The sequence below is a fragment of the Salmonella sp. 32031103-2018-00083-FB-01-SM-01 genome (assembly GCF_017571995.1).
Classification (GTDB): domain Bacteria; phylum Pseudomonadota; class Gammaproteobacteria; order Enterobacterales; family Enterobacteriaceae; genus Salmonella; species Salmonella enterica.
This window is the reverse complement of sequence record NZ_JAGEQL010000004.1, coordinates 37,378-48,025: the sequence shown is the minus strand read 5'-3', so window position 1 is coordinate 48,025 and position 10,648 is coordinate 37,378. Positions and strand designations below refer to the sequence as shown.

Annotated in this window: 7 protein-coding genes, 1 other RNA gene and 1 pseudogene; 3 read left to right on the top strand and 6 right to left on the bottom strand. The window is 51.6% G+C overall.

All coding sequences use genetic code 11. The features are described 5' to 3' along the window. Nucleotides 1-20: 20 nt before the first annotated feature. Both iroB and hin read right to left on the bottom strand, forming a co-directional pair. The gene (gene iroB / locus J4614_RS12915) at nucleotides 21-1,136 is read right to left on the bottom strand and encodes a salmochelin biosynthesis C-glycosyltransferase IroB (protein ID WP_001221111.1); all 1,116 of its coding nucleotides are present in this window, start codon (nucleotides 1,134-1,136) and stop codon (nucleotides 21-23) included. A 961-nt stretch (nucleotides 1,137-2,097) separates the two neighbouring features. Then, complete coding sequence (hin, locus tag J4614_RS12910; RefSeq protein WP_000190917.1) at nucleotides 2,098-2,670, bottom strand: flagellar phase variation DNA invertase Hin; 573 nt, start codon at nucleotides 2,668-2,670, stop codon at nucleotides 2,098-2,100. 91 nt (nucleotides 2,671-2,761) lie between these two features. On the opposite strand from hin, the gene J4614_RS12905 reads away from it, so the two are divergent. From J4614_RS12905 to J4614_RS12895, 3 genes and pseudogenes are all read left to right on the top strand, one after another. Continuing rightward, nucleotides 2,762-4,282 carry a FliC/FljB family flagellin gene (locus J4614_RS12905; RefSeq protein WP_023213078.1) on the top strand — a complete coding sequence of 507 codons (1,521 nt, stop codon included), beginning with the start codon at nucleotides 2,762-2,764 and terminating at the stop codon, nucleotides 4,280-4,282. 67 nt (nucleotides 4,283-4,349) lie between these two features. After that, the gene (gene fljA, locus J4614_RS12900) at nucleotides 4,350-4,889 is read left to right on the top strand and encodes a phase 1 flagellin gene repressor FljA (protein ID WP_094888730.1); all 540 of its coding nucleotides are present in this window, start codon (nucleotides 4,350-4,352) and stop codon (nucleotides 4,887-4,889) included. A 27-nt stretch (nucleotides 4,890-4,916) separates the two neighbouring features. Beyond that, nucleotides 4,917-5,138 (top strand): annotated as a pseudogene (locus J4614_RS12895) (helix-turn-helix domain-containing protein); the annotation flags it as partial. Between the two features lie 254 nt (nucleotides 5,139-5,392). On the opposite strand, the gene ssrA reads toward J4614_RS12895, so the two are convergent. The 4 genes from ssrA to J4614_RS12875 form a co-directional block, all read right to left on the bottom strand. After that, nucleotides 5,393-5,755, bottom strand: a transfer-messenger RNA (tmRNA) gene (gene ssrA / locus J4614_RS12890). 71 nt (nucleotides 5,756-5,826) lie between these two features. Then, nucleotides 5,827-6,990, bottom strand: a complete 1,164-nt coding sequence (locus J4614_RS12885; RefSeq protein ID WP_074416939.1) for an HlyD family type I secretion periplasmic adaptor subunit — start codon at nucleotides 6,988-6,990, stop codon at nucleotides 5,827-5,829. Nucleotides 6,991-6,997: 7 nt separating this feature from the next. After that, nucleotides 6,998-9,178 (bottom strand): type I secretion system permease/ATPase, encoded by a 2,181-nt coding sequence (locus J4614_RS12880; RefSeq protein WP_208293194.1) that lies wholly within the window; start codon nucleotides 9,176-9,178, stop codon nucleotides 6,998-7,000. Further along, entirely contained in the window at nucleotides 9,175-10,584 is a 1,410-nt protein-coding gene (locus tag J4614_RS12875; RefSeq protein ID WP_000533851.1) for a TolC family outer membrane protein, read from the bottom strand. The genes J4614_RS12880 and J4614_RS12875 overlap by 4 nt, the downstream gene beginning before the upstream one ends. Between the last annotated feature and the right edge of the window lie 64 nt (nucleotides 10,585-10,648).

The window sequence follows — 10,648 nt, the reverse complement described above, 5'->3', positions numbered from 1 at the left end:
TTGTCATTGCGCTGCCGCGGTTAGCTGTGTTGCAGCATGGCGATCAGTTTTTTTGCCACCTCGGTCGGGCAAGGCTGGGCCGCCATTTCCGCCGCGACCTCCTGCGACGCCTCGCGAAGCGCGCGATTACCGAGGAAGGTATTGATCATGCTGCTCGTAAGCCCGCTCTTACCGGGAATAATTCCGCATCCGCGCTCGACCACGGCGCGGGCATTGACGGGTCTGTCGGCACCCTGACCAAAGACTATCTGCGGAATGCCGGCATGTAGTGCCGTCAGGGTGTTGCCTGCGCCGCCATGGTGGATAAAACCGTCGGCGCCGTTAAGGAAAACGCCCATCGGAAGCCAGTCGACCAGACGGACATTCGGCGGTAGTGAACGTAAATCCGAGCGGGCATTTGCCGGAAGATGCAGGATGATTTCGGCATCTACTTCGCCGGCAGAATCCATTACCCAGGAAATCAGATCCAGGCCATCCACCATCGGTTTGACGGTGCCGAGGCTGACCAGAAGACGCTTGCGATCAGGTGTACGTTCCCACCATTCTTCCCAGACGGCGCCGCCGTTATACGGGACGTATTGCATGGAGATAACCGGCTCTCCGTCATTTTGCAGTATGCTCATGCTGGGCGGTGTGACGTCTATCCACGCCAGATCTCTTGGTGGCGCGCTGACCCCATGGCGGCGGTAGGCGTTAGAAAGTGATTTCGTCACGCCTTTGATGTGCCAGGGCGTATGACCGAAGCCGACGGTTTGCATCACTACCGGAATGTCATACTTAGCGGCAATCAGTGGTCCAACGACCCCAAGGGGAGGGTAGACGATGAGATCTGGTCGCCACTGCCCGGCGAACGCGACCAGCGGGTCAGTCATCTCTTCGCTGAAGAATGAGAAGTTCCCCATTTTTGTTCCAATGTTATTTTCTTTTCGTAATGCCTCCTGACGGCGATAACCCGCTTCCGAATCGAAACCAGGCGCAGCGTCAAATACCACCAACCCAGCTTCGGCTGCTTTCTGTGCAAATTTTCCACCGCTTGCAATCAGCACTTCATGGCCATTAACACGAAACGCTTGCGCCAGGGACAGCACAGGGTATAGCAGTCCATACAGTGGTGGACCGACAAACAGAATACGCATGAGAAATCCTCTCTCTCCACGTCATAAATCGAACAAGTCGTTAATGAGAATGATAATAATTACCAATATCATTTGTAAAATGCAATAACTAATACGACACTTGATCATGTGATGATTTTTTGCGTAAAAATCGGGGAAGAGGAGAGCGTTAAGCGGTGAAGTTTGGTTTCAGACTTATTTACGCGCGTATGGTCGCGAAGGCAAAGCGCCAGGATTGGGGAACTGGATTCGCATACCAGACGCCCGTGGATTATTAATGATAACTTTGCAAATAACCTTTCAGGCAATGAGGTAAACGTACCGACAACAAGGTAACGGGAAACGTCGGTAGTTGTATTGATAACGCGTTGCGGGGCAATTTAATGGTATCCGGCGGCAGATCGTGTTCTGTGCAGACTTTCCGGCGTTAAATCCCGTATCACCTGCGAGCCTGGACTATCTCTGTGGTATCAACTCTGTAGTAATTTTTTCCCCTTCGTCTTCATTAACCAATGAAACCGGCTTTAACGTCACCGTTCGAATGTTACGAACGAACAGCTCCTTATGCGGAATATCGTCACCGCTCTGCGATTTTTATAGCGCATTAGCCACACGATTTATTGGTTCTTGAAAACCAAGGTTTTTGATAACCAATGTTATGCCAGGCTTACCTGTGTCATCCAGGTTATCGACACTTAAGGCATAAACTTTACTACTTTTTCTATCCGTAAATGCTTACATCTAACAGTTTGATTAAAAAGCCTTTCTATGTGAACACTGCGTCTGGTAGTGTTTTGAGCGATGTCGTCTATAGCTGGATATAACATAGGCTTTATCGTGAGTGTGTTATACTATATATGTTAATGCGTTGAATTTTTTCTCTTTTTTATTAGATGCTGTCTTTTCGTATACCCTTTCGGTTTATTCATGCCATACGTCTGTATTACAAAAATGTTATATCCATCCTGTTGTAATTTTTATTTTAATTCATTCGTTTTTTTATACGATTTGCCGGAAAGTATCTGTATAAGGTGGATACGCCAATACCAAAAATAATAGCTAATTGCTGCCGAGGATGGCCTTTCTCTAATAGCCGGCTAATCTGTTCCTGTTCATGTCTATTGATCGCCCGAGGGCGCCCTCCCAGTCGTCCTTGCGCTCTGGCGGCAGCCAGTCCGGCAAGGGTTCGCTCGACAATTAATTCTCGCTCCATTTCGGCCAGTGCTGACATTACATGAAAAAAGAATCGCCCCATCGCGCTACTGGTATCAATACTATCGGTTAAAGAATGGAAGTGAGCTCCACGTTCATGTAATTCTGATATTAACGCCACCAGGTTTTTCACGCTGCGGCCCAGTCTGTCTAATTTCCAGACGACAAGAGTATCGCCTTTATTTACATACTTTAACGCTCGTTTCAGGCCGGGGCGGTTTGCAATCTTGCCACTGATACGGTCCTCAAAAATGCGGTCACAATTTGCACTAGTAAGCGCATTACGCTGTAAATCGATATTTTGGTCAATTGTTGACACCCGAATATACCCAATAGTAGCCATGATTTTCTCCTTTACATCAGATAAAGAAGAATTTTAGTCGCTTTTCTCATGGGAGATTGTTTTATCAAAAACCTTCCAAAAGGAAAATTTTATGGCACAAGTAATCAACACTAACAGTCTGTCGCTGCTGACCCAGAATAACCTGAACAAATCCCAGTCCGCACTGGGCACCGCTATTGAGCGTCTGTCTTCTGGTCTGCGTATCAACAGCGCGAAAGACGATGCGGCAGGTCAGGCGATTGCTAACCGTTTTACCGCGAACATCAAAGGTCTGACTCAGGCTTCCCGTAACGCTAACGACGGTATCTCCATTGCGCAGACCACTGAAGGCGCGCTGAACGAAATCAACAACAACCTGCAGCGTGTGCGTGAACTGGCGGTTCAGTCTGCTAACAGCACCAACTCCCAGTCTGACCTCGACTCCATCCAGGCTGAAATCACCCAGCGCCTGAACGAAATCGACCGTGTATCCGGCCAGACTCAGTTCAACGGCGTGAAAGTCCTGGCGCAGGACAACACCCTGACCATCCAGGTTGGTGCCAACGACGGTGAAACTATCGATATCGATCTGAAGCAGATCAACTCGCAGACCCTGGGTCTGGATTCACTGAACGTGCAGAAAGCGTATGATGTGAAAGATACAGCAGTAACAACGAAAACTTATGCCGATAATGGTACTACACTGGATGCCTCAGGCCTTGATGATACAGCTATCAAAGCGGCTATAGGTGGTACGCTTGGCACGGCTTCTGTAACCGGTGGTACAGTTAAATTTGACGCAGATAATAATAAGTACTTTGTTACTATTGGTGGCTATACCGGTGCTGATGCCACCAAAAATGGCGATTATGAAGTTAACGTCGCTACTGACGGTAAAGTAACCCTTGCGCCTGGCGCAACTAAAACCACAATACCGGCAGGTGCTACAACCAAAACAGAAGTACAGGAGTTAAAAGATACACCGACAGTTGTTTCAGCAGATGCTAAAAATGCCTTAATTGCTGGCGGCGTTGATGCTACCGATGCTAATGGCGCTGAGTTGGTCAAAATGTCTTATACCGATAAAAATGGTAAGACAATTGAAGGCGGTTATGCGCTTAAAGCTGGCGATAAGTATTACGCCGCAGATTACGATGAAGCGACAGGAGCAATTAAAGCTAAAACCACAAGTTATACTGCTGCTGACGGCACTACCAAAACAGCGGCTAACCAACTGGGTGGCGTAGACGGTAAAACCGAAGTCGTTACCATCGACGGTAAAACCTACAATGCCAGCAAAGCCGCTGGTCATGATTTTAAAGCACAGCCAGAGCTGGCTGAAGCAGCCGCTAAAACCACCGAAAACCCGCTGCAGAAAATTGATGCCGCGCTGGCGCAGGTGGATGCGCTGCGTTCTGACCTGGGTGCGGTACAGAACCGTTTTAACTCCGCTATCACCAACCTGGGCAATACCGTAAACAACCTGTCTGAAGCGCGTAGCCGTATCGAAGATTCTGACTATGCGACCGAAGTTTCCAACATGTCTCGCGCGCAGATCCTGCAGCAGGCCGGTACTTCCGTTCTGGCACAGGCTAACCAGGTCCCGCAGAACGTGCTGTCTCTGTTACGTTAATTTATTTCGTTTTATTCAGCCCCGTGAATTCGGGGCTTTTTCATTCAGCATAGATGAATATATCTTTATGGAATGTATAGCTGTAAATGATATTTCCTACGGGCGAGAGGCTGAAATATGGCCGCGGGATTATTCTATGCTTGCTCGTCGAGTTCAATTTCTACGTTTTAATGATATCCCTGTTCGATTGGTGAGTAATAATGCACGGATAATCACAGGCTACATTGCGAAGTTTAATCCGAGTGAAAATTTGATTCTGGCTTCGGATAAACCTAAAGGAAATAAGCGCATTGAAGTTAAATTAGAGTCTCTGGCAATTCTTGAAGAATTATCAGGTAATGGCGCTTTTAATCTTTCGCTGGTGCCGGCTGACGAATTTAATCTTCAGCAAGATACTCCATCAAGAAGAGATTATTTCTCGATTTGCAATAAGTGCTATAAACAGGGAGTCGGTATCAAAATTTATATGAAGTATGGACAGGTTTTGACTGGCAAAACGACAGGCGTAAATGCGTGTCAGGTTGGTGTGAGGACATCCAATGGCAATCATATGCAAGTTATGTTTGACTGGGTGAGCAGGATCACGTCTTCGGACTACGCTGAATAACGCATACGGTAATAAAAAATTCCGTGAGAAAATATTGATCCTGGAGGAACAGAGACCATTCGACAGCGCATAGATAGTTTCGCCGCTGCTCGTGCCACTACGGCCAGGACGCTTAAAGCAGCTGACAGAAAAGAATTGATCATTAAGCTTCGCAAAGAAGGTCTGCTGAATCTTCGTAAATCTATGGATACCGTAGCCCAACATCCTGGCGTCTCACGGGCAACTGCTTATCTTTATGCTCGACAGTCTGACTGCGAGCTTTGCCCCAGCCAGGCAGGACTCTCAGTGAGTGTTCTATTTTCTTTGACTCTCGTATTCCAATTCTTTCGGGAGTTATTGGTGAGACTTTTGGCGTTTTGCCCTGTCACCCATTGCGTCATTTGACGTCAATGCCCGTGAGGCTCTCAGCAATTCTCACCAGGCGGCAATAGATGTAAAAAAGCCCGCAGGGCTTGTGCCGTACGGGCTTTCTGTACTTCACCGGACGTATCCGGATCATGATTTGGTGGAGCTGGCGGGAGTTGAACCCGCGTCCGAAATTCCTACATCCTCGGTACTACATGCTTAGTCAGTCTTTACATTCGCCTGGCACCTGCGGACGGACACGCCACTACCAGACTAGCCTGATTCGTTTTAACGCTTCAACCCCAGGCAGGGCATCCGCGCGATCTCTTTTGGGTTTGACCTCTCTTGATCCCCGTCCTAAGAGCGGAGGCTAGGGAGAGAGGGCTCTAAGCAGGTTATTAAGCTGCTAAAGCGTAGGTTTCGTCGTTTGCGACTATTTTTTTGCGGCTTTTTACGAGGCCAACCGCCCCTCGGCATGCACCTTGGGTTTCGCAAATCCCGTCGAATCCAGAATCAGCCCCAATGTGTAAGGTAAGTATAACAGACTTGTGACACGCGTGACCAGCCCCCGTATCTTCTTATCTTCAACGATTTACCGCTCGCGCAGCGCTTCTTTCGCGCGATTAAACGGTTTGATTAAATAGTCGACAATGGTTTTTTCACCGGTTTTGATATCCACCGTGGCGATCATGCCTGGAACAATCGAAAAACGGCGTCCTGATTTATTTTGTAGATAGTCCTGGTGGGTGCGGATAAACACGCGATAGTAGAAAATTTCCGGTTTCACTTTATCCTGAATGGTGTCCGGTGAAATGGTCTCCACCACGCCGTCAAGCCCGCCGTAAATGGCGTAATCATAAGCGGTAATTTTAACCAATGCGCGTTGGCCGGGATGAATAAAGGCGATATCACGCGGCGAAAGGCGGGTTTCAATCAGCAGACGATCGTCTACCGGCACTATCTCCATCATCTCGCCGTTAGGCGGGATCACGCCGCCAATCGTCGTGACTTGGATATTTTTAACAATGCCGCGTACCGGCGAACGCACGGTGAGGCGGGTGACGGAATCCTCGCGTCCTTTTAAAATGGCGGAGAGCATATCGACTTCAGCGTTCGCTTTCGATAACGCTTCGCGTGCCTGCACATAATATTGTGAGCGCAGATCGGTAATTTTTAAGCCTAAATCGCTTTTTTGTCGTTGCAGGCGTAGCACTTCAACATGACTGGCCGCGCCGCTTTTCTCCAGACGCTGGGTAATGGCCAGCTCTTTATTAACCGACGCCAGCGCATCCCGTAGCTCGGCTTCGGTATCGGCCAGCTGCGCGCGGCGGCTTTTATAGAGACGCGTCTCTGCGGCAATCAGATCCGGCCAGCCGTTCAGCTCAGCGGGAAAGGCGAGAGGTAAGTCGCTGACTTCCGCAGTTAACCGTGCGCTGGAGGCGAGTGAAGCGCGATATTTTGCCGCACTTTCACCCACATTGGACGCCAGACGCGTCGGATCAAGCCGGGCGACAATCTGGTTAGCCTGAACTCTGTCGCCTTCCCGCACCGTCAACTGCGCCAGAATGCCGCCATCCAGCGACTGCAGAACCTGTTCGCGTGAACTGGGGATCACTTTCCCGTTGCCGGTGGAAACCTCATCCAGCCGGCCAAACCACGCCCAGATGCCGAGAATGAGAAATAACAGTGAGCAGATCAGAACAATACGACCCGCGCCGGAAAACGCCCGTTCACGCTGAATATCGAAATCGTCCATCGCGGCATCATGCTGACTGATTTTCATTTTTCCACTCCCGACGGTGACTTTGCATCCGATCCGCGTTAAGCGCCTGCGCTTTTGGTGCATCCATCACCAGTTGTCCTTCTTTCAGGACAATGACACGCTCAACCAGCTCCAGTATTGGTACCCGGTGCGTCGCAACGACCAGGGTACGATTGCCAAGCCACTGATGTAACCGCTGAATAAACTCTCGCTCCGTATGCTCGTCCAGCGAGGCGCTGGGTTCGTCAAGTAGCACAATATTGGGGGAGCGCAGCAGCATTCTCGCCAGCAACAGGGACTGACGCTGCCCGCCGGACAGGCCGTTACCACCCTCCATAATGGGATGATCCAACCCTTTTGCCAGCCGCCTGACGAAGACGGCGCCGCCGCTGACTTCGAGCGCGTCAAAAATCTGTTCATCGTTGGCGTGCGGCGCGCCGAGCGTCAGGTTCTCTCGTAGGGTGCCGAAGAAAAGCCGCGCGTTCTGGCTAAGAAAGCCGATGTTGCGGCGTAAATCCGCCATATCGATGTGCGACAAGCTGAGATTATCAAGCCGGGCATCTCCCTGAATCATCTCCAGGCCACCCGCCATCGCCTGTAAAAGTGTGGATTTACCCGCACCGTTACGCCCCAGTATCGCAATCCGCTCGCCTGGCATGATCTCCAGACGCACGAGGCGCAACGGTATGCGTTGATCGTCGTTATGGTAACGAAACTGAGCGTTTTCAAAGAGGTAATGCCCGTGGAGGATGTCGTGGTGTATCAGGCTGTCATCATGCTGTGTCTCGGTGGGCAGTTGCATAATGTTGTCGAGACCCATCTTCGCCGCTTTCACCTGCTGCCAGCGCGCCAGCACGCCGCACAGGTTAGCCATTGGCGCGATCATCCGCGAGCCGAGCATCGACGCGGCGACCACGGCGCCGGTAGTCATACTGCCTTCAATGACCATCGGCGCGCCGAACATAATCACTGCGGCATACACCAGACTTTGTACCGACATCCCCCAACTAATAAGCCCTTGCGTGAGTTTGCGGGTGCGTAGACCCGACTCGCCGGTAATACGGATATAGCTATTCCACTGCTGAAGAAAGCGGTTCTCCGCCTGCATCAGTTTAATATCTTCCAGCCCCTGAACGCTTTCGACCAAGACTGCATTGCGTAGCGTCGCTTCGTGGGCGGCCTGGTTGGCGAGGACAGCCAGTTTTTTTTGCAGTGCGACGCCCGGCAGGATCATCAGCAGCGCCGCCACGGGCGCTATCCATGCCAGCGGTGGGGCAATAATCGCCAGGACTACCATAAACAGGAAAAAGAAAGGCAGATCGACAATGGTCGCCAGCGTTGAAGAGGTAATCATCTCGCGGATCTGCTCCAGTTCGCGTAACTGCGAGATAAAACTGCCAGTGGAACGGGGGATAGCGCTGTTGCGCAGCCTTAACGCATGACCGAATACCCGATCGGAAATGCGCATATCGGCGCGTTTACCGAGCACATCCATAATGTGCGTACGCGCTTCACGCAGCAGAAAACCGAACAGCACCGCTACCAGTACGCCGAAGGAGAGAACGTACAGGGTAGGATATGACTGAGCGGGGATCACCCGATCGTAAACCTGCATAGAGAACACAATCCCGGCCAGCGACAGCACGTTAATCAGAAAGGCGGCGACCATTACCGGTAAATAAGGGCGAATATCCTGCAGAACCAGCTCGCGCATCCAGTCAGGTTTAAAGCGGGAGATATAGCGGTCGACGCGGCTATCCTTGAGCGCCGATAGCGGGCGTAGCGCGGCAACATAGAGGATCTCCGGCAATAACTCGCTGAGCGTCAGGCGGTTACGCTGGCCCTCTTCTTCAATCACAAAAACGTCTACCGCATCTTCGCCATTAACATGCTCGATGACCAATAACTGCCCGTCCCGGAGCTCGACAACCAACGGCAATCGCCACTGACTAAATGCCGTTTTGTCTATGTCCGGCGCATGAAAGGATAAACCCGCCTGCCGCGCGAGCTGCGTTAAGGCGGTCGTTCTGCTTTTACCCCTAAACCACGGGGCGTTGGCCTGAATTGAACCGGGAGAACAGGCAACGCGATAATGACCGGCGACATAGCTGATGGCCTGCGCCCATTGGCTTAGCGCGCGCTCACTGAGTACCTCTTCTACATCGGGGGCGGCGCGGGTCATGGCTGGATCTCCACGGATTGAATGCTGCGATGATTTAACGCGAACGCCTGACGAAGCGCGCCGGTGTTATACAGACAGTTCAGTTGCAACTGATGCAACTGGCTTTCCGTTTGCAGTTCGGCAAAACGCGCCTGGTAAACTTCCTGCTCCGCATTCAGCACGTCGAGCAGCGGGCGGGAACCGAGGTCAAGGTATTGCTGCTGATACAGTTCGCGCGTGCGTTCGCTAAGCTGCTGTTGCCGACGAAGGATTTGTAACGCGCTGGCAAGACTCATTGCCTGGCTGCGTGCCTCCATTAGTTTCTGGCGGACATCAAGCCGGGTGCGCTGAATGGTCGACTGAGCCGCGTCTACCGCATGGCTGGCGGCGTTGCGTCGGGCAGTCAGCCCTCCGCCCTGATAAAGCGGCATCTCAACTTTCACCCAGGTGGAATACTGGGTTTTATCCAGCACTTCATGACTGGGATATTTATCATTAAGATAATGTTGAACGGAAGGTTCGAGCGAAATTGTCGGCGTCATTTGCGCGCTGGCATAGTCCAGATTCGCCCGCGCAACGTTGGCCTGCGCCCAGGCGGCCAGTACCGCGGGCACCAGTCGATCGTCGGGAGTTGCCGTCTCACAGCTGCGAGCAAGTTTCGCCGGGAAGTCATTATTGATGCCGTTAAGCGAATTCCAGCCCAGCCAGCTCATCAGTGAGGCTTTCGCACTGTCGAGATTGGCCTGATACTGCGCCAGTTGCGAGCGGGCGGATTCGATTCTGGCTTCGGTTTGCACTACGTCAGATAGCGACGTAGCGCCTTCATCGCTGCGCTGCCGGATAAGTTTACCGATGCTGTCCAGCGCGACGAGCTGTTCTTCCGCCGCTTCTACCATTTGCTGCCAGCTCTGCGTTTGTACAATGGCGTTGGCGGTTTCGTGCGCGACGGTATCAATACTGAGCAACACATTGGCCTGTTGCTGCGCTGCGCCTGCGGTTTCGGCGCGAACCTGGCTTGCCACTTTGCCGAAGTCATAAAGCATTTGCGATACCGACAGCACCAGCGAGGGGTTATACCCGTGATCGGTGTAGGTATTGCTGTACCCATTGTTCACGCCAGCGCTGACTTGCGGATAATATTTCGATTTGGCGACCTCTATTTGTTCATTCTGTGCGAGCAGTTTGCCGACGGCTTCGCGAATAGAAGGATGCCAGTTAACGGCGCGATTGACCGCGTCATTGAGCGTCAGGTTGCCCGGCGCGGCGGCGCTGAGCGGCAACTCAGCGGCGGAGCCATCCAGCGAAGGAAGCATCTGGTCCGTTGCTAATCCTTCGGATGTAATAATTGGCGGCGCTTCTGCGCCCCGGGGCTGGTGATGAAACAAAGCAAATGCCAGTACGATGGCGACAGGCGCGACTCTTCCCATAGTTTATCCCTTTTAAATATCACCGCTTGTTGCCCCGAACGTCGTGGCGTTCGGGGCTTTTTTA

Bases quoted from the DNA above. Each gene is read 5' to 3' on its own strand.
- J4614_RS12905 (WP_023213078.1), top strand. From the start codon at position 2,762: ATGGCACAAGTAATCAACACTAACAGTCTGTCGCTGCTGACCCAGAAT.
- fljA (WP_094888730.1), top strand. From the start codon at position 4,350: ATGGAATGTATAGCTGTAAATGATATTTCCTACGGGCGAGAGGCTGAA.
- iroB (WP_001221111.1), bottom strand. From the start codon at position 1,136: ATGCGTATTCTGTTTGTCGGTCCACCACTGTATGGACTGCTATACCCT.
- J4614_RS12885 (WP_074416939.1), bottom strand. From the start codon at position 6,990: ATGGACGATTTCGATATTCAGCGTGAACGGGCGTTTTCCGGCGCGGGT.
- J4614_RS12875 (WP_000533851.1), bottom strand. From the start codon at position 10,584: ATGGGAAGAGTCGCGCCTGTCGCCATCGTACTGGCATTTGCTTTGTTT.
- J4614_RS12880 (WP_208293194.1), bottom strand. From the start codon at position 9,178: ATGACCCGCGCCGCCCCCGATGTAGAAGAGGTACTCAGTGAGCGCGCG.
- hin (WP_000190917.1), bottom strand. From the start codon at position 2,670: ATGGCTACTATTGGGTATATTCGGGTGTCAACAATTGACCAAAATATC.